This window comes from Methyloglobulus sp., assembly GCF_040079455.1.
In the GTDB taxonomy this organism is placed as follows: Bacteria; Pseudomonadota; Gammaproteobacteria; order Methylococcales; family Methylomonadaceae; genus Methyloglobulus.
In genome coordinates this window covers 1-26,216 of record NZ_JBEBKJ010000052.1, presented here as the reverse complement: position 1 = coordinate 26,216, position 26,216 = coordinate 1, and the positions used below count along the sequence as shown (strand labels likewise).

Sequence of the window (26,216 nt, the reverse complement as noted above, 5' to 3'; positions counted from 1 at the left end):
AGGCTAACCATTTTGCACTGCGGACGAAGTTGTTCATCAAGGCGAGCCAGATGGCGTATGCAGAATTGCAAAAATTCCGGGCTGCGTAACATCAGTTAAATAAGGGTGTTTGGATTGCTCGGTTATTGGTGTGGCTTGCCCCCATACCCAATTAGCCTTGAGTGCTGCTTCTTGGTGGGCTTTTTGCTTTTCCTGCTCCCGTTCTGCCCTGGCATCGGCTATCTGCCTTTTTATGGCGGCGGTCATGGGTTCGCGCTTGCCGCTTGCCGTCCATGTGCCAGTAACGCCAGTCTTGAAGTACATCCACCATCCGGCGGGTTTGCCGTCCAAGTGAAGCACATAGGCAAGGTTCAGCGTTCCGGTGCGGTCGCCTTCAACGTGGCATCGGTGAAGCCGTTTGTATGGTCACTCATGGCTTACCGCCCAGCAGAACGTAACAAGCGATATAGCGCCATTATTAGTGCGTCAAGACACGCCCGAAAAACGGTTCAGCAATATGCTGGTCACGCTCAAGGCGTTTTATTGTGCTGGACAAAAAAATTGTCTGTTGAATGTACTGAGTCTTGGGAAAGAAAGAGATGAAATCAAGGCGTTATTAAAAAAAGATTATGACGCTTGGTGTAAAGCTCTCTGTACGTTAGGCCAGGAAGCGGGTTTGCAACCAAAAGAGGCCGAAGTACAAGCAGAACATTTTCTGGTCACTGTTCAGGGGGGCCTAGTGATTCAACGTTTAACCGATAACCCACTAACGTTTGAAAATTGCATGGCATATGAACAAGAGCAGTTTTTTCAAATACTTTAGCGACCGTTTATAGTTTGGCTTTTCTGTCGCTCAACCGGACTGACCTTGATAACTGCGCGTTTTCATACAACTCTATCGTGCGCAGTCTTGGTTTAACTCAGCAGTTCGCGTGAATTGCAATGACGTTTGTCGCTATCATGGCTGAATGCACAGATAAATCCCGTGGAACTTTAGAGCCTTTTGTTGATTAGCACCCACCTCTAATGACTTTATAAATCTGCTTCTAAATGTGTCCTGTTTAATTAAAGCATTGCAAAAATCGATGATAAGTCGAATGAAATCACCTCCGCTGAAATTCACCCAACTCAGGCTAATGCCCCACCGCAACTACTACCCTGCCCCGCTGTACAACCATAACAATGTTGCCTCACCGCAATCACCGAATCGGTCAAGGAGTCGCTTTGCAACTCGCTCAAATGCGTTCGGCGATTTAGGTTAGCCCCTAATGGCAACTGCAACATTTGATTAAAATCACAATCGTAAACAAACCCTTGCCAGTCGATGCTGATCGTATTTCGGCACATCACACCAGGCAGATTTTCCTGGCAATAATTATCTTTTAATAATTGTAAATACTCAGTAAACAAACCTTTACTGATTAATTGACTACCAAAACGCTGGATAGGGAGATTAGTCATGGCATAGAGTTGATTGAAAATGATGCCAAAGTGTTCAAACAAATGCTGCTTATATGCTGCTTCCAATGTTTTTTGATCGGGCGGCAGTTTGTTATCCTGCGGATTAAAGACCAGATTAAGCTTTAGTTGACCATCAGTCTGACCATAACCCAACTCATTAAGCTTTTTCAAAGCATCCACGCTGGCGCTGAAAGTACCTTTGCCACGCTGTCTGTCCACATTATCTTCAAGATAACAGGGTAGCGATGCAACGATTTCTACTTGGTTGCTTGCAAGAAACTCCGCCAAGTCTTCATAGCCCGGTTCTTGAAGAATCACCAGATTGCAGCGGTCAATTACGGTGACAGCCATTGCCCTTGCTTGCATCACCAGATAATTGAAATGGGGATTCATTTCTGGAGCACCGCCGGTTAAATCAAGTGTATGGATATTCTCACGGCGGATAAACTCCAGTATCAAATCAACCGTTGCCCTGTCCATCAGTTCGATACGTTTAGGGCCGGCATTCACATGGCAATGGGTGCAGCTCAAATTGCACAAATAGCCCAGGTTAACCTGTAAAACTGCTAGTGTAGTTCGCTTGATGGCAGGAAAATCAGTGGGTTCCAGGTAAGGAAGCGTATCGTGCATGGGCTATTCCGCTGTGAAGTAAATGTCACCATAGTAAGCCGTTGCTTTGCCTTTGGCGTTATCGGTATCGGTCATAATGGCAACCGCATCGATATAAGGCATGTCTTCACCTGTTAGTCGTTTAAAATCTGCGCGGACATTACGTTTTTCTGTATACCAGGTGCCCGTTTTATCTAACGATGATCGAACCGCAACCATCATGGCATGATCGCCCGCAAAAGGATTCGGCCAGGTTTTGTTTTCAGGTGACGTACTAGCCCACACATAATTGATGGCTTTGGCATTCCAGAAAATCAGACCGCCACTCACGACCACATAAACACGGGCGGCAAAATCATCTCCTGACTTGCTTTGCTCATCAGCTTTGGCCAAGCGATTTTCGATACGCCAGCGCCAGTTCATGATGGGTGTTTTTTCTAGGTCTATGCGTTGTTCAGAGAATAAACCAGATGCCGCAGCATTGCTGTCAGCTTTCAATACTTGAGCATTATCTAGTTTGATGACCTGGTATTGAGTTTGTCCTTTAAACTCTTTAGCTTTCCAACCCGTAAGAGAGCCAGTAGAGAAACTGCCAATCACTAGTTTATTCATGGCTTGTTCGTCTGCTATTACAGTCGCTGCAACCATCAACAAACAGAAGCCTAGCAGTCTTGATTTTTTACAAAGTATACCAAACATTAGTGTTTATCCTTGTTCAAAACATTGATCTAGCTGTGAAGGATTAATACCGTTCGAGTTGAATCAAAAGTGTAACAGCGTATAGGAAACTGTACAGAACGGATATTGATAGCGTGCCAGAATAAGCTAAAAATAGCGGCAAACCAAATAAAACTAGGATTACGCTAGTTTATTTTTGATGATGATATATAATGCCGTCCTGATCAACGTTATCGATGCCTCGGTGGCGAAATTGGTAGACGCAAGGGACTTAAAATCCCTCGGTGGTAACACCGTGCCGGTTCGACTCCGGCCCGAGGCACCAAAAAATGATTTAGATCAATAGTTCTTTGATTGGTATGATTTTGTTTCTGTTGAGATATCTTGATCGGCCCGCATATTACTGTTGACCAGTGTCCATGTTGTTTTCCCGCTCTAGCCTACAGAGCATCCACATTCGTATTTGATGCTTCATAACCGCCTTATATTAAAGCCTCCCTTTCCAATAGTACATTGCGGTTTCATTTAAGATTACATAGTATTTATAGCCTCACTAAAAGAACCCTTAGATTCATGCTAACTATGCCCTGAATAAGGCAAAGCCAAGAATATTTACGACCTCATTTTAGGTCGCACACTCGACAGACCGCCATCCACTGCCAACACTTGGCCAGTGATCCAATCATTAGCTGGATCGAGGAGAAATACTATCGCCCGTGCTATATCTTCGGGCTTACCTAGCCGGCCTAAAGGATGCATGGCCTCAGATATCTTTCGGGAAGTTTCATTACCTGTAAGGGATGCTGTGAGCGGCGTTTGTGTTAAGCCGGGGGAGACTGCATTAAAACGTATGTTAGATGATGCATAGGTAGCTGCCGCCGACAGTGTGAGACCGATGATGCCAGCTTTTGCAGCGGCGATTGCTTCATGGTTGGCAAATCCTGCCATCGCAGCAGCCGAAGAAACCAAAACGACTGAACCGCCTTTGTTCATGTGTTTTCCGGCTGCCCGCACGGTTGCAAATGCGGTTGTCAGCGAAGCGTCGATCACGCTTTGATACTGATCTTTGCTAGTGAGGTGCGCCGACTTTAACAGTAAAGACCCGCAGCAATTGACCACGCCATCCAGTTCACCCGCTTGATGGAATACTCTATCTACCGCATCAAAGTCGGTGGCATCCAATATTGCATCGGGAGTAATTTTTGAATGGTCACGCGCCGTAGTAAAAACATTGTGTCCTGCTAATCGCAACAATTCATCGGTCGCTTGCCCTATGCCGCTGCTCGCAGCGATGATTAAATAATTCGCCATGTTTCCCTCTTTCAGGATTATTTTCTTTGCAGTTAATAAAGTGGTTATGTTTTTTAGCCATCTATTTGTAAACTTCTGATGGCCTTTTTTCTTAAATGATATTCAAAAATGCCTGAATTTATGTAACTTAACCCTTTCAGGTTACATAAAAATGACATGGGTACACGAATCCAATTTACGCTAATAATTTCCATTGACCATTGTTTTTTAATTGGGGGTACTGATAACTAAAAATTTCAATACAGTATCAATCGGGAACGGATATCTTGATTATGACTATTCTATTTCAATTAGCCGACAATTCGAAAGACGGTAAGAAAAGTCTGCAATTATCTAGAACTACCATAATAAAAACAGGCTCTTTATTAAGGAGACTTCAAAAATCCATTGTTTCTTGTATAGAAATATCGCCCTTCTGTTGCGTATACAAAGATGCTAAAAAGCCCGAACAGCACGCACACTAAGTTTACTGTATTTATTGTAGCGATCCTGATCACTATTGACGAAGCCTTGGATCCACGCACTGTTACTGTCGAGTTCGGTAGAACTCCAATAGTCGTCGTCAGCAAAACCACCCACTAGATCCTTTTGTTCATACAATATTTTTAACTCGACCTTTGTCGGTAGATGCCATCGGAATCCATAAGCACTTGCAGCTTTAACAGCGTCGCTCCAGACGAGTAGGTTTGTCTCATCGACTAATTTCGCTTCCAAACCATGTTCTCCAGAATCATCGACAAAATAGATTTTTCCGCCATAGGGACTAATATCGCCTAGCACATATATTTTACCTGGTTTATAACCAGTGACATCCTCACCCGTTGGATCAATAGGGCTTATTGCCTGTGCAGCATTAACCATTGTTAAGCCAGTAGCCAACAAAACCATTAGTGATAGTTTTCTACATCCAATCATTAAGCTACTCATTTGCAAGTGTTTATGTGGTTAAAATAACGGGGTTTAGTATCTCCGTAAATGTTAGCTGTCATCTTATTACCTTCATTTATCAAAAACTATTAATTGTCTTACTGCCAACCCATCAACCAAAGAGATGAATCTTTCAATACCTGCCAATCTATTTCATAGCTATTATTATTGATTACCGCTTCCAATTTGCAGGCGATAATCTCCCGTTCTTCGTCACGGATCAGCTTAATCACCATAAAGTGGCGTTCTTTCTGTTTGGGTGCAACGGCTGTCCATTTTGATAGCAATAATTTATTGGGATTGATTTGATTCATAATGGCTATTCTGTGATCTGTTTTTTTCCCGTTAGCGGTAAACGATAGCGCGCAAAAATTCGATAGCAAAATTCCAATATCGGCAATAGCAGTGGGACTTTCTCAACAAGAGGGGCAAGTCGGCGATAATAGGGCAGTTGTTTCCAAACCTGCAAAAATCCCAACACACCTGATTGCAATTGTTGATTCTCGTCGATGACGTGCATACGATCCATTGTCTGCTTGTATGTTAAGCCTGCTTTCGCCAAAGCAGCCTTATCCTGGCTAATATCCACCCAATTAACATTCCCCGCTTTGTCGAGTTTTTTCATCGCATTGATTTCAATGTTGCAAATGGGGCATTCGCCATCATGAAAACAGGTAACTTTGGGTGTAGTTACGGTCATTTAAAGATCCTAAAGTGTAAACAAATCGAGTTGCTGTCATTAACCATTTATTGAGTTTATCGGTAAATACTATAAAAACAACCAAGCTGTTATGGGATGGATAACTGATGCTGTCGCAGTTATCGCTCAAGCTATTTGGACAGACATCGCTGAACTGAACATAAAGGTGAATTCACGCAATACTTGCTCACAAGCCAGATCGTGATAACCTCAAAGCTTAACAAGTGTGTCCGAGCAAAAGGTTTTCAAGTAAATGATCTTGCCCCAGTCTAGCGGACACTCGGCTAAGAGAGTAATCTCTAAAACCGAGGTAAACTAAGCGCGCCACTATTTTTCGCGAAAGCTAAAATGGGGTCCATCCGATTTTAGCGGCGAAAATTCACGTGGCGATTAATGCCTTCGGCTGCCCGCGTTCGTCCTCGGTTCGTCACGATGCACAACTCCCCTTCGGTACGCTGTGCATCACGACTGCCCAAATGACTTGACGCCGTGTCGGATGGCCTTGCATGTTGACTACGCTTCCGCTCGCGCTCCAACTCCGTCAACACGCCCGGCCCCTACGGCTACGCGGGGGTCGTCGTACACCGCTCCACTAACGTTACGCTTCCGTGTACTCCTTCATCGAAGTCTTTTATAATCACAAACGATACCATTTGGCTAATGGCTCAATGTCACCCGCGAATTTTGAAACCTATAGAAAAATCACTTATCTTTTTGTCCTGATTACTGTTGACCGATCAAAGAGCAGCCCTCCTGCTATAACAATAGATGTTATGATTTGGCTGTCTCTTCAGAAAATCTTTTCATGCAAATAAAGTTATTTAAAACACCAAACCCCCGTTATCGGATTACTGGATTGTGCCTTGTTATATTATCGGCAGGTTTTGGATTATGGTTGTTTTTTTCGAAGTCAGCGGATTCTGAAAAGCAGTCATTAGATGAAATGGCTGCAATTATTGAATATGGCGACATCGAAGAAAATGTAACCGCTCAAGGCAAACTGGAGCCGAAAGAATATGTCGATGTTGGCGTACAAGTGACAGGCCAATTACTAAAACTGCATGTTGAGATCGGTGATGTCGTTAAGGCAGGTGATTTACTCGCAGAAATCGACCCTCGCATTTACGCCTCACGGGTAATGGCGGACGAAGCGAAGATTAACACGTTGAAAGCACAACTGGTCGAACAGGAAGCGCAAATATTGTTTGCCGATCGACAGTATGCCCGCAATCAACTCATGTTCAAAACCAAAGCGGTCAGCCAACAGGAATTGCAAAGTAGTGAGACTAATATTAAAGCGGCTAGAGCTAAGGCGGATTCAATCAAGGCGCAATTAAAAGAAATTCAGTCAACTTTGGGCGGCGACCGGACTAACTTAGGCTATACCAAAATATTTGCTCCCATGGATGGCACAGTCGTGCAACAAAGCGCACGCGCCGGACAAACCTTAAACGCCAATCAGCAGACACCAATGATCATGCAACTGGCAAAGCTGGATAAAATGACGGTACGTTCGCAAACGGCCGAAGCAGATATCATGCGAATCATCCCAGGTTTACCAGTTTACTTTACGACATTGAGCTCGGAACAACGGCGTTGGCGCGGTACAGTACGACAGGTATTACCGACGCCTGAAGTGGTCAATAATGTGGTGCTTTATAACGTGCTCATCGATGTGGACAACACGGATCGACAACTCATGACCGGCATGAGTGCACAGGTTTTCTTTGTGTTAGGTGAGTCCAAACATGTACCGCTGATTCCAGTATCGGCTTTGGGTAAGCGTTTGTCTGAACAAGACAATAAGAGCGGCTCGGCTTACCGGATTAAAATATTTGGAACTGGAAAAGAACTTCAGGAAAGGATCATTCATATTGGACTACAGAACCGCCGCTTTGCAGAAGTACGTGACGGTTTGAAAGTGGGTGAACGGGTTAAACTCGCCGTAGCGCCGAAAAAGCATAACGGTAACCCTACTGGTTTCCCAAGCACACCACGACTATGAGCGAAAGCACTCAAATACAAAAGCCGTTGCTGAATCTGGAAAATATTTGCCGTACATTCCGCAATGGCGATAATTTGATTCGAGCGCTGGACAATGTCTCCTTGAAAATATGGCCCGGAGAATTCGTTGCGATTATAGGGCAATCAGGATCGGGAAAATCGACCCTGATGAATGTGCTGGGTTGCCTGGACTGTCCAACGTCAGGCTCTTATTTCGTGATGGACAGGGATGTAGCCACGCTTGATCCGGACGAACTTGCGGCATTACGCAGGACGACCTTTGGGTTTGTGTTTCAACGTTATAACCTTCTGGGTTCGGCAAGTGCAGAGGAAAATGTCGAAATTCCAGCTTTGTACGCGGGTATCAGCAAGTACGTGCGCATTGAACGAGCGCGAAAACTTCTCAACAACCTTGGCCTAGGTGATCGACTCGACCATGTGCCTTCGCAATTATCCGGAGGACAACAACAACGGGTGGCCATAGCCCGGGCAATGATGAACGATCCGCTTGTGATTCTGGCGGATGAGCCTACTGGCGCACTGGATAGCCGCAGCGGTCAAGAAGTGATGGCATTACTGGCAGATTTGAATAAAACTGGCCGTACTATTCTGTTGATTACGCATGATTCACAAGTCGCCGCTCATGCTGACCGTGTTATCGATATAAGTGATGGCAGAATTACCAATGATACCGCGCCGGATAATCTTAAACACACACGATCATCATTTACCTTTAATCCAACAGGAAAAGCCGATGTGTTTGCAGATATGGGCGAAGCGGTTAAAACCGCAATGCGCGCTCTACGGGTTAATTTGTTCCGCACCGCATTGACTTTGCTAGGTATTATTATCGGGGTGGCCGCTGTCGTTACAATGTTAGCCGTAGGCCAAGGCAGTCAACAGTCAGTATTGGATCAAATCCGCTCCATGGGTACTAACTTGCTGTCGATCCGTCCGGGAGCGCCAGGTTTGCGCGGTTCAAGCGACGTTATCACGATGATTCCTGACGATGTCGTCGCAATACAAGAATTACCAAATGTGGAAATCGCATTAGCCGAGCGTAACGCCAGGATGACCGTACGCTTTGGCAATATCGATTATGCTACCAGTATACAAGGGGTTGGGGCCGAAATGATCCGGGTACGCGATTGGCCGGTAGCTTTGGGTGATTTCTTTAATGACCGGGATTTAAAACGCTTTGCCCCGGTTGTTGTTCTAGGCCAAACCGTTGCACAGATACTTTTTCCAGAGGGGGACGATCCGCTTGGCCGCTACATCCTGATCGGCAATATTCCCTTCGAAGTTATCGGTGTCATGTCGCCTAAAGGTGCTTCAGCTTATGGCGGGGATCAGGATGATACTGTGATCGTGCCTATCAGTACGGGGCTTATCCGCTTATTCGGGCAAAATTATTTAAATGGAATTACCGTGCGTGTTAGCGATGTATCGCTTATCGAAGATACCCAAGAAGCGATATCCAGCTTATTGTTGTCACGGCACCAAACCGAGGATTTCCGCATACGCAATATGGCATCGATATTGGAAACTGCGACAGCTACCCAAAATACACTTACTACTCTTTTAGGCACAGTGGCAGCAATTTCATTATTGGTTGGCGGCATAGGCGTTATGAATATCATGCTGGTTAGCGTCACCGAACGGACTCGTGAAATTGGAATTCGGATGGCGGTTGGCGCACGCCGACGTGACATTTTACTGCAATTCAACACCGAAGCAGCGGTGGTGTGCACATTAGGTGGGATTTTGGGTGTGTTGATCGGTTATGGCACAGGCTACATTATTAAGATGTTTGAGGTTCCAGTTATATTTTCTCCGCTCCCCGCAATTCTGGCGTTTTCCTGCGCTTTCGCCACTGGGATTTTATTCGGTTACTTACCTGCACGTAAAGCTGCATTACTTGATCCCGTCGTGGCATTGGCAGCAGAATGAGCCGATTTTCTATCTGGTGGACAGTTAGTTTTGTATTGCTTATAGCCAGCTGCTCGTTAGCGCCTAAATACCGACGGCCTGAGCCCATAACCCCAAGTCAATGGAAGAACGTATCCCGTCCGACAATTACAACTAGTACGTATTTAGTATCTAAAGACTGGTGGAAAAAGTTCGGTAGTTCTGAACTAGACCGCCTGATGACTGAATCGCTTAACAATAATTTGGACTTGGCTGCGGCCAGGGAACGTGTGGGGCAATTTAGGGCATTGGCTAAAATTGCAGGTGCGCCACTATGGCCCGCAATCAGTGCCACAGGAAGCTATAACTACAGCAACAGCGGTAGTTCGGGCAATGTTAATAGCAGTGGTGGCATTAGTAACATCAGTGGCAACGGCCTCAACTCCAACAGCAACTCTTGGAGAGGACAATGGAATATGTCTTATGAGGTCGATTTGTGGGGTGGAATACGGGCTGGGCGCGATAGCGCAAAAAGTCATTTAGCAAATGCCGGTTTCTCTCTCAATGCATTACGACTTGTCGTTATGGGCGATGTGGCCCAATCTTATTTTGCCATTGTCGGCTTAAAGGAACGTAAACTTATTGCTGAAAATAATCTTAACAATATTAAAGAAGTGTTAGCTATCATCGTTACGCGTTTCGAAGCAGGCGCAACATCGGCGCTGGAAGTAGCACAACAGAAAACGGAACTTGCCAATGCCGCAGCCGCAGTAGCGCAGCTTGACCAACAAATTGCACAGTCTGAAAACGCTCTGGCCGTGTTACTTGGCCGCGCACCTCAACAATTCAAAGTAGGTGAAAAGAACCTGCAACCTATAGCTATACCAAAAGCTGATGTTTCTCAGCCGTCAATTCTGCTTGACCGGCGACCCGATATCCATAGCGCCGAGGCCGAATTGATTGCCGCCCACGCCGATATTGGTAAGGCTAGGGCTGCGTTTTACCCTCGTTTACAATTGAGTGAAGCTAATATATTTACTGCCGTGACTATCGCGCAACCCGCAGGAGTTGGGATCGCACTGGCATCGGCTTTAACAGCGCCCATATTCCAGGGTGGAAGCATCGAAGGCGAGCTTGAGCGTACCTTGGCTCGGCGTACCGAATTGTTAGAGATTTATCGTAAAACCATTCTGACCGCCTATCAAGAGGTTGAAGATGCGCTTGCACTAGGTAGCCAATCGACACGCCGCCGTGAGCAATTACTGTTATCGGTCGACAGCGCCAAGCAAGCTTATGAGATTGCGCGGGACCGTTTTTTGGCCGGAGCTACCGATTATCAAACTTTATTAATCGTTCAGCGCAGTTTATTAAACGCGCAAGACAGTGAAATTCAGGCTCATGTCGATGTATTAACGGCTGCGGTATTGCTGTTTAAATCAATGGGCGGCGGTTGGAGTTATCGGTAGTGGTATTTATCCAAACTTTAAACACTCGTCCCACCCACCGTTATCCCATCGATCTTGATCGTCGGTTGACCAACACCAACAGGTACGCTTTGGCCTTCTTTACCGCAAGTCCCAACGCCGCTGTCGAGCTGAAGATCGTTACCGACCATGGAGACTTTGGTAAGAACGTCAGGGCCGTTACCAATCAAGGTTGCACCTTTAACCGGACGAGTGATTTTGCCATTTTCGATGAGATAGGCTTCACTGGCGGAAAATACGAATTTACCGGAGGTAATATCTACCTGACCACCGGCAAAATTCTTGGCGTAAAGGCCTTTTTTGACAGATTTGATAATGTCTTCGGGGTCGTCTTTGCCTGGTAACATGTAGGTATTGGTCATGCGTGGCATTGGCATGTGTGCGTAAGATTCACGCCTGCCGTTGCCCGTTGGTTTAACGCCCATCAAACGGGCATTAAGCTTATCTTGCATGTAACCTTTAAGAATGCCGTTTTCAATCAAGACAGTGTTTTCTGTCGGCGTGCCTTCATCGTCTATGCTTAATGAACCGCGCCGATTTTGCAAAGTACCGTCATCGACGACTGTACATAAGTCGGAAGCAACGCGCTCACCGACGCGACCGCTGAATGCTGATGTGCCTTTACGGTTAAAATCCCCTTCTAGCCCGTGTCCTATGGCTTCGTGCAGTAAAATTCCCGGCCAGCCTGGACCTAAGACGACGATCATATTTCCGGCTGGCGCTTCTCCGGCTTCTAGGTTAACCAATGCTTGCCGGACGGCCTCACGGCCATAACCTAATGCAGTATCTTCATCTATAAAATAGCTGTAATCGGTACGGCTACCGCCACCCATACTGCCTTGTTCGCGTTTGCCGTTTTCTACCACGATGACAGATACATTCATCCGCACTAAAGGCCGTACATCGGCAGCGAGCGAGCCATCCTGACTGGCAACCAGAATACTCTCGTGAACACCTACCATGCTAACAATGACTTCTTCGATCCGGCTATCTAATTTGCGGGTTTCGGTGTCTATTTTACGCAATAAGTCGATTTTTTCTTGATCGCCCAGCGATCGTAAGGGATTAGTCATCGCATAATAGCGCGGCCAATTGCTTGTTTTAGGCAACCCGACTTGTGCTTCTTGACCTAGCCTTACAATGGCTTTGACGTTATTTGCGGCTTCCAGCAACACTGGCAATTCAATACGGTCACTATAAGCAAAGCCAGTTTTTTCACCTGCCACTGCCCTTACACCCGCCCCTTGCTCAATATTATGGCTGCCTTCTTTGATAATGCCGCCCTCCATCACCCAAGATTCCGAATGGCTGGTCTGAAAATAAATATCGGCAGCATCAACAGGCACACTGAGTAGCTGATTCATGATTTTTTGAATATCGCTGTCTTGCATCCCAGTAGGGGCGAGAATGGTTTGTCGTGCTTGGGCTAATAGTTCCATTAATAATCAATGAGTTTGGGAGATATGCGTGAGTTTATGTATAAATTGGACGTAAGCTAAATTAGAACGTTCATTCATCTTTCAAATCATCGTGCAGGGTGTCATACAATAATTCTATAAGTTTTGGTGACTGATCCTGAGAAGCATCGCCACCCGCATTTTTAGGATTTGCCGAGTCAGTTTGCTCGTCCTTGTTTGCCAAGCTTGCTATAACGCTGGTTTCTTCGCCTTGCGCTTCAACTTTCAATAAATAAGTCGGTTGATTGCGCTCATCATCAAAATACGAACTTGCCTTACCGAAAAAACCGCTATCGTAAGCAACATAATAAAAACCTTTGCTGCGGTCTTGGTCAGTCACTTTTAAGTCATTATGTTCAATTGCACGATTTAAAACACTCCACGCCTCATCGAAGCTGCGTTTGATTTTAAATTCTGAAGACGTGCCTTGAACCCTATAAATATCGGACTTGAGACCTTTGCCACGCCTTCGTACCGGTGCTTCAAGCTTGTTGGCTGCAACCTGTTCTGCGCCTTGTTTGTCGATGGGTAACTCAGGAGGCCGTTCAAGATTGGCATTATCCTTATATCGACCACTATCTGTTGTACCACAGGCTGACAACAATAAGGTAAGCAGCAGAATTGATAGGGTTTTCGGCATATTATTCACAGTTAACCCGCCGATGGTTAAGCACAGGAAAAGCACTACGCACTTTAGCCAGCTTTTCAAGATCAATATCCGCAGCGACAAAACCCGCGCCCGTTTTATAGCAATCCAACACCATGCCCCAGGGATCAATAATCATGCTATGCCCGTAGGTTTTACGACCATTCAGGTGAAAGCCGCCTTGGTTGGGTGCTATGACGTAACATAAATTTTCGATGGCTCGCGCACGCAATAATACTTCCCAATGTGCCGATCCGGTCTTGGCGGTAAATGCCGATGGAATCACTAGGATTTCCATACCTTGCATCACCATTTTACGGAAAACCTCTGGAAAGCGCAGATCATAGCAGACGGCAATTCCCAGCTTCCCAAACGGCGTATCCATTACAACAGCTTGCTCTCCTCGTTCTATGCTGTCGGATTCCCGATAGACCTCATCCGTACCTGGTACATTAACATCGAAGAGATGGATTTTGTCATAACGTCCAACCCGTTCGCCGAGGTCGTTATAAATGACGCAAGCGGCACGGACTTTATTGTCGTCATTACCAGCAATAGGAATTGTGCCACCGATAAGCCACACCCCATATTTTTTTGCGGTTGACGATAAAAATTTTTGGATAGGCCCAGTGCCATCAACTTCCTTGATCTTGATCTTGTCTATTTCGCGGTCGCCCATCATGGCGAAGTTTTCCGGTAACGCGACCAGTTTTGCGCCAGTTTTGACCGCTTCAGCAATCAGCTTTTCGGCTTCCAGCAGATTGGAGCTTACGCTAGGGCCTGATGCCATTTGTATGGCTGCACACTTGTTCATTCACATAACCTTTTCATTTTTGTTGTTCTTCTTCATTCCACGGAAAGTCGGTAATACTGTTCCACGTTTTTTGAAATAAACCATCGTTTTCATGCAGTGAACTGATTTTGACATCCTGCCAATCTCCTTTCACCAAATATTCTGTTCCGAAGAAAAATCCTTCTTGGTCTTTTCCGGTTAAGGTCTTACCGACCATTGCGGCTACTCTGCCTACGATTGTACCAGCAATAGGAACAGCGTCTAAACTTTTGGGAACTACTTTAATAACATGGTCAACCGTTTGTTTAACCAGATCGGTATCTCCAAGAATTGTGATTTTGGCAGGTATGGCATCAATAATTAAGTTTTTGGTCGTTGCCTTGCCGTTCAGTAGATCAAAGTGTCCCTTGATACTATTGTAAGTCAAGCCTTCTTCATAAATATCGCTGAAATCCAATTGTAAACGTTTAATCCACTGCGCGACCGCCAGGATACCCAAAACGCGCCCAAATCCTGGGTCAATACTTAAGATGCGGCCATTTTTTAAACTGACATCCATGTCTCCCCGCAAATCGGGCAAGCTCATTTGCCATGGCGCTGCATTCCAGTTGAGTTTAAAATCAATCACACCACTGGTGTCGGTTAAATCCTTTGTGATATTAAGCTTATCGAAAAGCTGATCCGCCCTTTTCATATTAAGACGGCCTGCGAGGTGGGTTGTCGACGTTACACCATTGTCTTTCCAGTCACCCGTCATGACCAGCTTTTCGTTTTCACCATCAAGTTCCAGGCGTTTTATTATCATGCCCTGCTGCTTACGCACCGTCTCAAGAGTCAATTCCCCAAGGTTTTCAGACTGCCATAAGGTTTTTTTGCTGTGGATATTAAGCAGAGGTTTAAGTCCCGCACTAACCGTCGCAGGTGCATTCTGAAAGCTAAATTGCTTTATGGCAGACAGGTTTAACATTTCCATATCAAAGCTAATAGCGTTTGCACCTTTTAGATCAGCAGGTAATTGAAACTTTCCATTTGCAATGGTGCTATCAACCTCTCCTGCCCAAAAGTTTTGACTGCGTTTTAAGGCTAAATCAAATGCACCTAAGCGGGTCTTTTTCCACATTGCCGACACGCTATGTATTTTTATTTCACTGATATCGAGACTGCTGCTAATTGTCTGTTGTTGCGTAGCTGCAATGCCCAACCATTCCTGTAAGGGCAGTTGATCTCGATTAATCTCCAACTTTATCCCAGAAGCTAAGCGCTGTCTCGCCTCGCCCACGCCTATTAAAATATGCCCAGAATTAATTTTTCTTTCCTTGGAGTTAAGGCTTATGGCTGCTTTCAACTCGTTGTTATAATTGAATTCTATAGGCAATGCCAGCTCATCACTTAAGCTAAAAGTAAGGGATGTAGGTTTTTGCTGCTCTTTGGTTTTCATTAGTGAACCTGGAAGTCGCAGTGCCACTCCTTCCAAGGTCGATTTCACACTTATCTGCATGGGATTATTTTCTATATCAGTGCTGGGAATTTGTAATTGAAACTGATACTCGCCCGCACCTTCTACTTGTTGCAATTTAGGCCAATCAAACAAATTTTCTAGGTCACCAACCTTGACCTTGCCACCTACATTTATTAAGGTTTGTTGATCGGCTTGCATAATATTGACTTTTATAGGATGACCAAGGGTGAATGCTTGAATGCCATCACCATAAATGCCTTGTTTGTTAAATTTTAAGTTACCGTTTATTTTGTCAATTTTTAGGGCTAGCCGATTGACAGTTAACTGGGCATCGTTCAACTTGGCATTGCCATCAACTTTAATTTCGTGACCTGGACGTAAAGGAATCGTCAAATCAAGTGTGGCTTTGGCTGTACCCTGGATGGTAGTATGCGCTGTTACTGGATTTACCCGACTTGCCTGGGGCGATTGTTGCAAGACATTCAGTATCTGGTTTATGTCGCCCTGCCCTTCGCCTTTGATAGTCAATAGCTCGTCAACACCTAAATCGGAAATCAACATTTCGGCTTTGTTGATGTCAACCTTACCTATTTGTCCTCGATTAAATAAACCCTGTATGCTGTTTTTTTCAATTGTAAGCACACCATTAATGCCGGAAATAGGCTGCCATTCGGGATGAAATTTTATTTCGACTTCATCAATGTCTAGCTTGGCTTCAAACACGCCAGTGCCGTCGGTGAATGGAAAATCCTTAGGCTTACCATAAAACAATAAATCACCTTTTGTTAGCTTACCGCCCACAAAAGCATTGCTTAACCAAGTCTTCAGCTTCTCTTTCATTATTTGCGTTGGCAGGTAAGCCGCGACTTGGCTTAGGTCATCGCTATTAAATGCAATTTGCAAGTCAATAAACGGTTTTTCTTCGTTTTTAGGAATACGTACGAGGAAGCGGTTTTCGCTCTGAAATGCCGGACAATTCAGGCCGATAGCTTGACTTGATAAAACCCATTGATCTTCAGCTTGCTGCCAAGCTAATATCCCATTGATTTGACTAAAAAAAACTGCCTTATTGAACAACTGTGGCAGGTTTATATGAATATTCTGACTAGCCAACTCAACTTTCCCTAACTTGTCGCTGCCCTTGACCTTGCCGCTGATATTTTCTATTTTTGGTAGGGTAAGTAATGGTTCAATACTTAGGGAATCAAACCAACCCGCAATGGCAAAGTTTTTAAGTTGAGGCTCTGCATATAAGGAAAAGTCTTTAAGTGTGCCCCTAGCCTGGGCTTGTGTTAACAACTGCGCCTGCTCTCCAGTCAATGGCGCAAAAAAATGCAATAGCTTGGAAAACTCTGCCAAATCAAGTTGTTTGGCAACCATTTTCAATTTTTGAAACCCAGTATTTGTGCCTTTTTCTACAGCAAAACTGACGATAGCATCTGGCCATTTTTTATCGAGTTTTTTGTTTTCCCCACCCGATTCTAATAAGAAACGGTTGATATCCACAAGCCACTGTTGATCTTTCGTTAGACCGTTAAATTGGGTATCCAGATGGTTAATATAAAAATTTCCTCTCCCGCTTCGGGAAAAAGCCACCTGCCTTAATTGCGCGTCGCCTGCCACAGAAATCAATTGGGCTTGTTGCCATTGTCCCCAGACTTTAAAATCAGTCGAACCAGCCGTCATGCGGATTTCGAAAGGCAGATAAGTGGAGGCAAGCTCATGAAGTTTTACATTTTTACCTTGAACAAACACAGTGCCTTTAATGTCAGCAGGCTTATCCACTGAGCCTTCGAAATCCACGGCTACTTTTAACTCATCGCCATATTTTTCCGGCAATTTCGTCAACATGTTAATGCGATGGTGGTCGCTATCGTTCATAATTGCCAAATTGACCGCATCCAGCACCAAGGTTGACCCGCCTTTTTGCTGATCTTGCCAAGTAAGATGACTTTGCAACACCTCGTATTTCCGTCCCTGGAGTAACCAGAGCGGTTGCCCATTACCTGCCCTTAAGCCCTCAACGGTGATCTGTCCATCCTGTTTGCGAATTACCGAAAGCTTTGCGCCTACCAAGGTAACCCAAGACGACGACAACATGTCCCTGCTAAGCAAAAGCTCACCCAAGTTGATGCCTAAGCGGATTTCTTTAAGCTGAATACTAGGTTTTTCTGTTGCTATGATTGGTGCAATGTTGATTTCTTTCAAAACCAATTCAGGACTAACGCCACGCATCTTGGCTCTTAAGCTGCCCAACTTTACCGGCACGCCCACCAATGCGCTGATGCGGGTTTCTAATGTGGATTTATAACTATCAACACCCATTAATACCAGTCGCACACCGCTAAGGGTGATAGCCACTATCAACAATGACCAGAAAATCAGATGTCGGGTAGCCCGTTTGATGTGATGGATCATAACGATTTGATTTCCGAGGCTATTGCTTTGCAAGCACTTTTGTAACGCCCAAACTAAAGAAGCACCACATCATACTGCTCTTGATTGTATTCTGCCTCTGCTCGGAATTTAATTTGCACGCCCAAAAACGATTCCAGTTCAGCCAGCATATCCGCCTCTTCATCGAGCAACATCTCTACGACACTGTTTGATGCTAACACCAGTAGCTTTTGCACTTTATATTGTCTAACCTCGCGGATGATTTCACGAAATATCTCTAGGCACATCGACTCTGAGGTTTTCAACACACCGCGCCCACCACAGGCACTACAAGGCTCGCAAAGGATATGCTCAAGGCTTTCCCGCGTTCGTTTACGGGTCATTTCAACCAAACCGAGTACAGACACTTCGGTAATTTTAGTTTTTGCGCGATCTTTTTCCAGGCAGCGTTCCAAGGCTTGTAGCACTTGTTTTTTATGGTCTTCACTTTGCATATCAATAAAATCAATAATGATAATGCCGCCCAAATTTCTCAGCCTAAGTTGCCTCGAAATGGTTTGTGCCGCCTCCAGATTAGTCTTAAAGATTGTTTCCTCGAGGTTTTTTCCGCCTACGTAGCCGCCGGTATTAACATCCACAGTGGTCATTGATTCGGTTTGGTCAAACACTAAATGTCCACCCGATTTCAAGCTGACTTTGCGTTCCAAGGCTTTCTGGATTTCATCTTCAACATTGTAAATGTCAAATAATGGGCCTTCGCCCGTATAGTGTTCAAGGACGGGAACAATCTCGGGTACGAATATTTCTGCAAACTCAATCAAGCGGCGATAAGTCTCCCTGGAATCCACCCTAACCCGCTCGATACCTTCCTTATATAAATCCCTTAAGGTGCGTACGCTTAACGGTAAGTCTTGATGGATAAACTCCTTGGCTTTTGCCACGACAATTTTGGCAGATATGGATTCCCAAAGCTTTAACAAAAACGTCATGTCAGCAATCAAAACCGCCTCTTCGACACATTCTGCTGCCGTCCTGGCGATGAAACCACCACACTTATGTTCTTTTCTAAAAGCCTCAAGACAGGTTTTTAACCGGGTACGTTCCTCTTCACACTCTATCCGTTGCGATACGCCAGAATTGCTGGCGTAGGGCATATAAACCTGAAACCGGGAAGGAATTGAAAGTTCGGTAGTAATCCTTGGCCCCTTAGTTCCTATAGGGTCTTTGACGACCTGAACAACAATATGTTGACCCTCATGTAAATAAGCTTCGATATTTTCGGAGCCTTTTTTCTCCAAATCCCTTGCACATAAATCAGAAAGGTGTAAAAACGCCGCCCTATCCAGCCCAATATCGACAAATGCGGCCTGCATACCCGGAAGTACTCGGCACACTTGACCTTTATAAATATTGCTTACCATTCCCCGGCTACGACTGCGCTCGATGATAAGCTCTTGTAACACACCGTTTTCAATAACAGCTACGCGGGTTTCCGGCGGCGTGACATTAATCAAAATTTCTTCACTCATAAAACAGATTGATTCCTTGTTTTGCCAAAAGTTCTGCGGTTTGAAATAATGGCAAACCCATTACGCTAGAATAACTGCCTTTAATCGACGCTACAAATAAACTACCTAAGCCTTGTATGGCATACCCACCTGCTTTATCGGTCGGCTCTCCAGTATGCCAATAAGCGATCATTTCAGATTCCGTAAGATTTCTGAAAGTAACTTCTGTGATACTCACTGCTTGCCAATGTTGCTTTCCCCTTAATGAAATAGCGGTATAGACATGATGCTTTCTTCCAGATAATCGAGTAAGCATGGCTATCCCGTCCTCCTGGTTTTTGGGCTTACCCATAATCCAATCGTCTACAACAACAGCCGTATCAGCCGCCAGAACAGGTAAATCCGCATTAGGTATAGCGGCCGATTTTTCAGCAGCTAACCGTTGCACATACGCCAAAGGCTTCTCATTTGCTAATGCTGTCTCGTCAAGATCTACTGGTTTAATGAGCGCTGATAACCCGATTTGAGCAAGTAGCTCTTTGCGTCTAGGCGAGGCTGATGCCAGGATGATTTGCGCTGACATTAGCGATGATAGGGGTGGTTATGAAGTATGCTCCAGGCACGGTATAGTTGTTCAGCGACAATAATTCGTACCAGCGGGTGCGGGAAAGTCAGCGGAGACAAGCTCCAAAACTCCCCTGCCTTGGACTTCACGGAATCCGACAAACCATCTGGACCACCGATCAACAAGGCGATATTTTTTCCGCTTTCCAACCAGCGATTCAACGCTTGGGCTAATTCTGGCGTAGTCCACGATTTTCCTGACAAGTCCAAAGCTACGATATGCGATCCAATCGGAATCGTCATATTCACTCTCTCTCCTTCATCCCTTATTATTCTTGGCACGTCACAATTTTTGCCCCTTTGCCCAGGCGGAATTTCCCTAAGCAGCAGCTCGCATTCGCGTGGTAAGCGTTTAGCGTAATCCTCATAACCGGCCTTTACCCAAGATGGCATACGATTGCCGACAGAAATCAGATGTATTTGCATGGTGGGCAGGATACAGCCAACAACCTTATGATGCAATGCAAGCAACCGAGTATAAAAACTTTATCTATCACCGTTTATTCTGTACCTGCCATACCCGCTCTCGGCTCTAACCACACTTGCAAAAAATCTAGGAAAGCCCTAACTTTTGCTGACAAATACCTTCTATGAGGATAAACAGCATGGATCTCTAGTGGAGGTAAAAGATAGCTTTCCAGCACTACTCTTAATGTACCCTTTTCAATATCGCCCCCAACAATGTAAGTTGGCAACATAACCAAGCCCAAGCCATTGAGGGCGGCTATGCGGATCGAGTGGGCAGCATTTGACTGCACTCGCCCAGAAACGGTAATTATTTTTAACCCTGATTCTGTCCTGAACTGCCATTTATGCCGTGGTGCGATGGCCCAATTGACAAGGCAGCTATGGTCAATCAAATCTTCCGGCGTTTTCGGAATTCCGTATTTATCCAAATAGTCAGGTGAAGCACAAACCACCAAGGGTGAAGTAGCCAACTTTCTTGCGATCATGCTGGTGTCCTCCAGGGCGCCAAGAAATATGGCGATATCTATCCCTTCATCAATCAAGTCTCCTGGGCTACCTTGCAAAACAATATCAATCTTTAAGTCGGCATGAATTTTCAAAAACTCGACGGCTGCTCGCGTAATATGGGTCGCGCCTATAACGGGAGGCGCACTTATTTTTAAGATGCCTCTGGGTTCAGTCTGTAAATGGGTGACGGCGGCTTCCATTTCTTCAATATCGAGCAGCACTTGCTGGCAACGCTCCAAGTAAGATGCACCTACGTCGGTCAAATTCAGGCTGCGCGTCGTCCGGTTAAACAACCTTGATCCTAGCGATCCTTCAAGCTGCATAATGTGCTTGGTTGCCATCGCTCTGGAGATACCCAGTTCGCGTGCACCGCCTGCGAAACTCCCCGCTTTCGCGACGCGCACAAAAACGGTCATGCCTGTTAGTTTGTCCACTGATTACATCCTTAAATGGTTGGTTTTTGATGAAGTCATTAAGTCAAACATAACAGCATCCTTACACTAATAAAAATTATTTAGGTTACTTTTTCCAGATATTGCACCAGTAATTGTACATTCCGCTGTCCCCTGAACTCATTCACATCCAGTTTATACGCTGCATTGCAAACCCTTAAACCCAACCATTGCTCAGGCTTATCGACAAAAAATGCGATGCCATCAAGGATAAGGTTTCCATTAGGTTTCCGCATGACTAATTTTAAATGCTGTTGTCCTACGATACGTGCCTGAATAATATCGAATTTGCCATGGAATACGGGTTCAGGAAATGCTTGTCCCCAAGTGGCGGCGGTTTGTAATAACTCGGCAAGTTCCAGGGTCATATCCTGTTCCTCCAACTCGCCATCCGACCAGATTTTTTGTTCCAGATCGACACTCGCCAAGCGTTTGCTGACCACCTCATCGAAAGCCAGCGCGAAAGCAGGATAATCGTGCATTTTAATGCTCAAACCAGCCGCCATCGCGTGACCGCCAAATTTGTTCAATAATTTTGGATGGATAGCGGCTATATCGCTTAGGACATCACGGATATGCACACCCGCTATCGAACGCGCCGAACCTTTAATTAAGTCTTTTCCGGCAGGAGCAAAGGCAATAACGGGGCGATGCAACTGGTCTTTGATGCGAGATGCCAAAATACCGATTACGCCTTGATGCCAGTTTTCATCAAACAGGCAGACACCCGCAGGCAGATGCTGTCCATCCAACGCTTTCATTCTGCCCAATAATGCCAGGGCTTCCTGCTTCATTTGTCCTTCAATGTCTTTGCGGTCATTATTCAGGTCATCCAGTTGCAGCGCAATGGTTTTGGCAAGTGCGGGGTCTTCTGTTAACAAGCACTGAATACCCAAGGACATATCGTCCATACGTCCCGCCGCATTCAGCCTTGGCCCTAGGGCAAAACCCAAATCTGCGGCAACGAGTGTAAGTGAATTTCTGCCAGATATTTCGATCAGCGCTTGCAAGCCTGGATGACATCTCCCCGTGCGTATTCGCATCAAACCTTGATAGACCAATATGCGATTAACCTTATCTAAAGCCACGACATCGGCAACCGTACCCAACGCAACATAATCTAACAATTGTGCCAAGTTGGGTTCAGGTATTTTTTGTTGTTCAAACCAGCCCTGTTCACGCAACTTACTTCGCAATGCCAACAATACGTAAAACATTACGCCTACGCCAGCTAAGGACTTGCTAGGGAAAGCATCATCAACAAGATTTGGGTTGACGATAGCCTCGGCGGAAGGTAGCTGTAGCCCCGGCAAATGATGGTCGGTCACCAAAACTTTTATACCTGCATCTTGCGCTGCTTTAACCCCGTCAACGCTGGATATGCCGTTATCGACAGTAATGATGATGTCTGGTTTATCCAATTTTACTAATTCAACAATTTCCGGTGTAAGGCCATAGCCGTATTCAAAACGGTTGGGGACGACAAAAGTGACTTTCCTCGCACCCAATAATTGCAAGCCTTTAATAGCGACGGCGCAACTGGTCGCACCATCCGCATCAAAGTCAGCGACGATGGTGATTTTTTGCTGGTCTTTAATCGCGGTTATTAATTGTGCGACCATATTTTCCATGCCGGACAATAACCACGGCGATGGCAGCTTAGCTAAAGCCCTATCCAGTTCAGTTGTGGAATAAATTCCTCGGGCTAAAAATATGCGCTGTAACAAAGGGTGAATGTCACCTTGCGACCATTTCTTTATCTCGAATGGCCGGACAACAATCGTTTTTTTTGTGCCTTGCATGTACATAGCGTTGGGGATATATCCTATTCATTGTGGGTTATTCAGGTTAGCTGACGGAAACCTTCGATGATAATAAGGTAAAACTGATAAATATAGAAAGAGACCTTTGCACGACCCCAAGCCCCAAAACGGGTAAAATAGACCTTTATTCAAGACCGAGCAACAGCCCATGTCCTGGAAAGACCTAGCCCAAACCACTGTAATGGTCAACTAAAACCGGACACTTTTTTAGGCGGCATTCCTATCAAAATCCCTCACAAATTCCAACGGGGTTTGATAGCCTAGTTTTGAGTGTGGCCGTTTCCCGTTGTAAAAAGCCAGGTAATCAAGCTGATGTTACGCACCCTACTCTTTAAACGCGTATGATTCTGGGATGAAAAAAGAAAACCTAGAGATATATACAGACTACCTGATCTGTAATAACGGATTTGCGACAGCAACCGGATTGTCATCGATGTTGGATGGGGATATAAGCCATGACCAAATGACGCGTTTCCTGTCAGCGAAGGAATACACTTCCAACGCTGAAAATCCTGGAAACGTAGCGTTAGCGGAGTGAAGATTTGTAGTCCCCAGAAGCGATAGGGCTGTGTGTTTTCACGAAGCGTTGTTTGCGAAGTGAAAATGCACAGCTTTACGACATCGCGTCGAGTCATTGCGCAACGATGCCCCATACCCCTTGTCGGGTATGGGGCGAGGGTAGCAGGACGGCTGGGGCAGCCGCAGGCATTGGCGGTCGCGTTAAGTTTTTGCCGCTTGTTTGGACAGGACGTCCTCAAAACAAGCTTTCGCAAAAATAGCGACTCCCCGCGTGTTGCGATGCCAAGCGCGCCACTATTTTTAGGGCCGTAGGGCAGATTAGGCGCACATACAGTTAAACAGGTAGATATGTAAGGAGTTTCCGTGCGCCGTAATCCGCCGAATGGTAAGGGTATGCCACTTTCGGCGGATTACGCCGCGCCCAAACAAAAGTGACAAACCAAAACCCAACCAAGTTGCGCGGCTAATCCGCCTTACGGCCTTGAAGAAGCGTACGAAGTCATTGACGCTATCGAACGCAATGATCTCGACGATTTACGGTCCGAATTGGGGGATTTATTGCTGCAAGTGGTGTTCCATGCCCAACTTGCCAATGAAAAAAGCCAATTTAATTTTGAAGACGTTGCTAAAAGCATTAGCGACAAGCTCATCGTGCGCCATCCGCATGTCTTTGCTGATGCCGTATTTGCTAACGACGACGAACGCCAACAAGCCTGGGAACAAGCCAAAGCAGAAGAACGCGAAAAAAACAACATGTTAACAAACAAAGCAGCGTATTAGACGGTGTACCCGCCAGTTTGCCCGCGTTAATGCACTGTGAAAAAATCCAAGATCGTGCCGCTAATTTCGGCTTCGACTGGTCGACGGTAGAACCGGTATTTGCCAAAGTCCAAGAAGAATTGAGTGAAGTCGAAGAAGCCTGGCAATCCGGCAACCAAGCGCATATTGAAGAAGAAATCGGCGATTTGTTATTGGTCGCCGTTAACCTCGCCCGCCATTTAAAGGTTAATCCCGAAGTTGCCCTTAAAAAAAGCACACAAAAATTTTCCAAACGCTTTCAATATATCGAACAAAAAGTCGCCGCCACTGGTCGTGATTTGAAAGACTGTAAACTCGTCGAGCTTGATGCGTACTGGGATGAAGCGAAGGTGGCGTTGAAATCAATTCTCAAAAATTAATCATCGGGTTTCGCTACATTCTATCTAGTTAAAAATCAAAGTTGACTCAGTCTTGGCTAACAGCTAATATCTATACTCCATTTAAACTAGACCATAGGATCTAAAGATGTTTTATAAAAACCGCTTAAAATCGCTTTGTAGTTTGATGATTTTTGCTGCAATCTGTTCTATCAGTTCGCATACTTATGCAAAAGTAATTCCTAAATATCCTGGTTGCCATAATTTTGCGAAATTGAACTTGACTGTTCCGCTGGATTTTATCGCGTATTTGGATGAAACCAAAAACGATGACGCTGGCTTAATAGAAGCCCAAGAAATTTTTCGGATGTCGAATCACAACGGCGTTGTGCAAAATACGGAATGGATGGCGGTGATCCCTGATTTAGAACATCGCCTTATGCTTTGGCGCGTTGCCACTAAGCGGTCTGTTGACGGCACTACGGATGAATGCCAGAATCAACCTAACTCCTTGGCTCCAATATTGCTTGGCCAACCGTTTGCTGCTGCTGTTGCGCCTCCAATAAAACCACAGCACTCATTGGCAAAAAATATTTTCCGTAAACAAAGTGTTGTCATACAACTTTTTGATGATGGCATCGTAGACGGCGACATTGTTAGTGTTTATCTTAATGGTGCATTAGTTCGGGCTCGTGTTCCGCTATTAAAATACCCTGGAATTGCCATCCCGCTCACGCTTAAAGAATCCGCTTTACTGCCCGGACGGGTTAACTTGTTGAAAGTACTTGGCGTTTATGGTGGTACGGCCTTTCCCGAATTTTTTAAAGCGACTCCGGGTATTAGCATTTCGTTAGGAAATGCGGGCTCAATTGTGCGCGGCGGGCCGTTGCTTGATGTTTTTCCTAGTGCTATATTTCTGCATGATCCAGCTCCGAGGATATTCGATGGTGTGACTATCGGCAAATTCTCCGATACTGTAAAAATGGGGTTAGGGTTAGTGTGCTATGATCCTTTCTCTACCGTGCAAGCGCAATCAACTAAACATGCTGTTGATGCTTTAGCCGGAGTCAAAGATATCAAAGGACGGCAGAACAAAAGCCGGATTGTGACGATTGATCGCATTGGCTCAGTTGCTAGAGGCAGAAGGTCAACGGCAGGCTATCCTCCGGCGGGATTACTTAAGCAAAATGATGAGTTTCCTCCAAAAGTTTTTAAAGGCATTCCAGAATTAGCGCATGTTAGAAGCATATTGGCTTCTGACAATCTTAGTTTTGGGAATTACATCAAAAGCACAATTACCGGACCTGGCAGTACTCCGGTCGTAAATGCCCTTTATAAAGATGGTAATCAGGTTGAATTAATAGTC

Annotated in this window: 23 protein-coding genes and 1 tRNA gene; 8 read left to right on the top strand and 16 right to left on the bottom strand. The window is 45.3% G+C overall.

Translation table 11 applies throughout. The features are described from left to right. Window positions 1–36: 36 nt before the first annotated feature. Window positions 37–339 (bottom strand): hypothetical protein, encoded by a 303-nt coding sequence (locus ABL924_RS11890; protein ID WP_349027306.1) that lies wholly within the window; start codon window positions 337–339, stop codon window positions 37–39. A gap of 58 nt (window positions 340–397) precedes the next feature. Between ABL924_RS11890 and ABL924_RS11885 the strand changes: the two genes are divergently transcribed. Further along, on the top strand, window positions 398–802 hold the full coding sequence (locus ABL924_RS11885) for a hypothetical protein (RefSeq protein WP_349027305.1): 405 nt from the start codon (window positions 398–400) through the stop codon (window positions 800–802). A 305-nt stretch (window positions 803–1,107) separates the two neighbouring features. Here the strand turns inward: ABL924_RS11885 and arsS are convergent, their stop codons facing one another. After that, on the bottom strand, window positions 1,108–2,070 hold the full coding sequence (arsS, locus tag ABL924_RS11880; RefSeq protein ID WP_349027304.1) for an arsenosugar biosynthesis radical SAM (seleno)protein ArsS: 963 nt from the start codon (window positions 2,068–2,070) through the stop codon (window positions 1,108–1,110). A 3-nt stretch (window positions 2,071–2,073) separates the two neighbouring features. Further along, window positions 2,074–2,748 carry a DUF3047 domain-containing protein gene (locus ABL924_RS11875; protein WP_349027303.1) on the bottom strand — a complete coding sequence of 225 codons (675 nt, stop codon included), beginning with the start codon at window positions 2,746–2,748 and terminating at the stop codon, window positions 2,074–2,076. A gap of 217 nt (window positions 2,749–2,965) precedes the next feature. On the opposite strand from ABL924_RS11875, the gene ABL924_RS11870 reads away from it, so the two are divergent. Next, a tRNA-Leu gene (locus ABL924_RS11870) sits at window positions 2,966–3,052 on the top strand. A 287-nt stretch (window positions 3,053–3,339) separates the two neighbouring features. Here the strand turns inward: ABL924_RS11870 and ABL924_RS11865 are convergent. From ABL924_RS11865 to ABL924_RS11850, 4 genes are all read right to left on the bottom strand, one after another. Continuing rightward, window positions 3,340–4,038 (bottom strand): SDR family oxidoreductase, encoded by a 699-nt coding sequence (locus ABL924_RS11865; protein ID WP_349027302.1) that lies wholly within the window; start codon window positions 4,036–4,038, stop codon window positions 3,340–3,342. A gap of 435 nt (window positions 4,039–4,473) precedes the next feature. After that, window positions 4,474–4,953 (bottom strand): DUF1566 domain-containing protein, encoded by a 480-nt coding sequence (locus tag ABL924_RS11860; RefSeq protein WP_349027301.1) that lies wholly within the window; start codon window positions 4,951–4,953, stop codon window positions 4,474–4,476. A gap of 110 nt (window positions 4,954–5,063) precedes the next feature. After that, complete coding sequence (locus tag ABL924_RS11855) at window positions 5,064–5,279, bottom strand: TIGR02450 family Trp-rich protein (RefSeq protein ID WP_349027300.1); 216 nt, start codon at window positions 5,277–5,279, stop codon at window positions 5,064–5,066. 5 nt (window positions 5,280–5,284) lie between these two features. Continuing rightward, window positions 5,285–5,665, bottom strand: coding sequence for a DUF393 domain-containing protein (locus tag ABL924_RS11850; RefSeq protein WP_349027299.1), 381 nt, complete (start codon window positions 5,663–5,665; stop codon window positions 5,285–5,287). 805 nt (window positions 5,666–6,470) lie between these two features. Here ABL924_RS11850 and ABL924_RS11845 point away from each other — a divergent pair. Genes ABL924_RS11845 through ABL924_RS11835 form a run of 3 tightly spaced genes read left to right on the top strand, consistent with a single transcriptional unit; the run spans window position 6,471 to window position 11,043 of the window. Continuing rightward, window positions 6,471–7,670, top strand: coding sequence for an efflux RND transporter periplasmic adaptor subunit (locus tag ABL924_RS11845; protein ID WP_349027298.1), 1,200 nt, complete (start codon window positions 6,471–6,473; stop codon window positions 7,668–7,670). After that, window positions 7,667–9,619 carry a MacB family efflux pump subunit gene (locus tag ABL924_RS11840; protein WP_349027297.1) on the top strand — a complete coding sequence of 651 codons (1,953 nt, stop codon included), beginning with the start codon at window positions 7,667–7,669 and terminating at the stop codon, window positions 9,617–9,619. Before ABL924_RS11845 ends, ABL924_RS11840 begins: the two co-directional genes overlap by 4 nt. Next, window positions 9,616–11,043, top strand: a complete 1,428-nt coding sequence (locus tag ABL924_RS11835; RefSeq protein ID WP_349027296.1) for an efflux transporter outer membrane subunit — start codon at window positions 9,616–9,618, stop codon at window positions 11,041–11,043. Before ABL924_RS11840 ends, ABL924_RS11835 begins: the two co-directional genes overlap by 4 nt. 17 nt (window positions 11,044–11,060) lie before the next feature. On the opposite strand, the gene tldD is transcribed toward ABL924_RS11835, so the two are convergent. The 9 genes from tldD to recJ form a co-directional block, all read right to left on the bottom strand. Further along, entirely contained in the window at window positions 11,061–12,500 is a 1,440-nt protein-coding gene (gene tldD / locus ABL924_RS11830; protein WP_349027295.1) for a metalloprotease TldD, read from the bottom strand. A gap of 70 nt (window positions 12,501–12,570) precedes the next feature. After that, a complete protein-coding gene (gene bamC / locus ABL924_RS11825; protein ID WP_349027309.1) occupies window positions 12,571–13,158 on the bottom strand; it encodes an outer membrane protein assembly factor BamC in 588 nt (195 codons plus the stop codon). 1 nt (window position 13,159) lies between these two features. Beyond that, window positions 13,160–13,978, bottom strand: a complete 819-nt coding sequence (locus ABL924_RS11820; RefSeq protein ID WP_349027294.1) for a carbon-nitrogen hydrolase family protein — start codon at window positions 13,976–13,978, stop codon at window positions 13,160–13,162. 13 nt (window positions 13,979–13,991) lie between these two features. After that, on the bottom strand, window positions 13,992–17,834 hold the full coding sequence (locus ABL924_RS11815; RefSeq protein ID WP_349027293.1) for a YhdP family protein: 3,843 nt from the start codon (window positions 17,832–17,834) through the stop codon (window positions 13,992–13,994). 53 nt (window positions 17,835–17,887) lie between these two features. Further along, window positions 17,888–19,342 (bottom strand): ribonuclease G, encoded by a 1,455-nt coding sequence (gene rng / locus ABL924_RS11810; protein WP_349027292.1) that lies wholly within the window; start codon window positions 19,340–19,342, stop codon window positions 17,888–17,890. Beyond that, a complete protein-coding gene (locus ABL924_RS11805) occupies window positions 19,335–19,904 on the bottom strand; it encodes a Maf family protein (protein ID WP_349027291.1) in 570 nt (189 codons plus the stop codon). Before ABL924_RS11805 ends, rng begins: the two co-directional genes overlap by 8 nt. Beyond that, window positions 19,904–20,371 (bottom strand): 23S rRNA (pseudouridine(1915)-N(3))-methyltransferase RlmH, encoded by a 468-nt coding sequence (gene rlmH / locus ABL924_RS11800; RefSeq protein ID WP_349027290.1) that lies wholly within the window; start codon window positions 20,369–20,371, stop codon window positions 19,904–19,906. Before rlmH ends, ABL924_RS11805 begins: the two co-directional genes overlap by 1 nt. A gap of 74 nt (window positions 20,372–20,445) precedes the next feature. After that, window positions 20,446–21,354 (bottom strand): LysR family transcriptional regulator, encoded by a 909-nt coding sequence (locus ABL924_RS11795; protein ID WP_349027289.1) that lies wholly within the window; start codon window positions 21,352–21,354, stop codon window positions 20,446–20,448. An 80-nt stretch (window positions 21,355–21,434) separates the two neighbouring features. Beyond that, the gene (gene recJ, locus ABL924_RS11790; RefSeq protein WP_349027288.1) at window positions 21,435–23,180 is read right to left on the bottom strand and encodes a single-stranded-DNA-specific exonuclease RecJ; all 1,746 of its coding nucleotides are present in this window, start codon (window positions 23,178–23,180) and stop codon (window positions 21,435–21,437) included. A gap of 1,035 nt (window positions 23,181–24,215) precedes the next feature. On the opposite strand from recJ, the gene ABL924_RS11785 reads away from it, so the two are divergent. From ABL924_RS11785 to ABL924_RS11775, 3 genes are all read left to right on the top strand, one after another. Further along, on the top strand, window positions 24,216–24,494 hold the full coding sequence (locus tag ABL924_RS11785) for a MazG nucleotide pyrophosphohydrolase domain-containing protein (RefSeq protein ID WP_349027308.1): 279 nt from the start codon (window positions 24,216–24,218) through the stop codon (window positions 24,492–24,494). Then, window positions 24,428–24,892 (top strand): MazG family protein, encoded by a 465-nt coding sequence (locus tag ABL924_RS11780; RefSeq protein WP_349027307.1) that lies wholly within the window; start codon window positions 24,428–24,430, stop codon window positions 24,890–24,892. The genes ABL924_RS11785 and ABL924_RS11780 overlap by 67 nt, the downstream gene beginning before the upstream one ends. A 106-nt stretch (window positions 24,893–24,998) precedes the next feature. Continuing rightward, window positions 24,999–26,216, top strand: a 1,218-nt coding sequence (locus tag ABL924_RS11775) for a hypothetical protein (protein ID WP_349027287.1), incomplete at its 3' end; no start/stop codon positions are given.

Coding starts and splice junctions, on each gene's coding strand:
- arsS (WP_349027304.1), bottom strand. CDS start 2,070: ATGCACGATACGCTTCCTTACCTGGAACCCACTGATTTTCCTGCCATC.
- ABL924_RS11875 (WP_349027303.1), bottom strand. CDS start 2,748: ATGTTTGGTATACTTTGTAAAAAATCAAGACTGCTAGGCTTCTGTTTG.
- ABL924_RS11865 (WP_349027302.1), bottom strand. CDS start 4,038: ATGGCGAATTATTTAATCATCGCTGCGAGCAGCGGCATAGGGCAAGCG.
- ABL924_RS11860 (WP_349027301.1), bottom strand. CDS start 4,953: ATGATTGGATGTAGAAAACTATCACTAATGGTTTTGTTGGCTACTGGC.
- ABL924_RS11855 (WP_349027300.1), bottom strand. CDS start 5,279: ATGAATCAAATCAATCCCAATAAATTATTGCTATCAAAATGGACAGCC.
- ABL924_RS11850 (WP_349027299.1), bottom strand. CDS start 5,665: ATGACCGTAACTACACCCAAAGTTACCTGTTTTCATGATGGCGAATGC.
- ABL924_RS11845 (WP_349027298.1), top strand. CDS start 6,471: ATGCAAATAAAGTTATTTAAAACACCAAACCCCCGTTATCGGATTACT.
- ABL924_RS11840 (WP_349027297.1), top strand. CDS start 7,667: ATGAGCGAAAGCACTCAAATACAAAAGCCGTTGCTGAATCTGGAAAAT.
- ABL924_RS11835 (WP_349027296.1), top strand. CDS start 9,616: ATGAGCCGATTTTCTATCTGGTGGACAGTTAGTTTTGTATTGCTTATA.
- tldD (WP_349027295.1), bottom strand. CDS start 12,500: ATGGAACTATTAGCCCAAGCACGACAAACCATTCTCGCCCCTACTGGG.
- bamC (WP_349027309.1), bottom strand. CDS start 13,158: ATGCCGAAAACCCTATCAATTCTGCTGCTTACCTTATTGTTGTCAGCC.
- ABL924_RS11820 (WP_349027294.1), bottom strand. CDS start 13,978: ATGAACAAGTGTGCAGCCATACAAATGGCATCAGGCCCTAGCGTAAGC.
- ABL924_RS11815 (WP_349027293.1), bottom strand. CDS start 17,834: ATGATCCATCACATCAAACGGGCTACCCGACATCTGATTTTCTGGTCA.
- rng (WP_349027292.1), bottom strand. CDS start 19,342: ATGAGTGAAGAAATTTTGATTAATGTCACGCCGCCGGAAACCCGCGTA.
- ABL924_RS11805 (WP_349027291.1), bottom strand. CDS start 19,904: ATGTCAGCGCAAATCATCCTGGCATCAGCCTCGCCTAGACGCAAAGAG.
- rlmH (WP_349027290.1), bottom strand. CDS start 20,371: ATGCAAATACATCTGATTTCTGTCGGCAATCGTATGCCATCTTGGGTA.
- recJ (WP_349027288.1), bottom strand. CDS start 23,180: ATGTACATGCAAGGCACAAAAAAAACGATTGTTGTCCGGCCATTCGAG.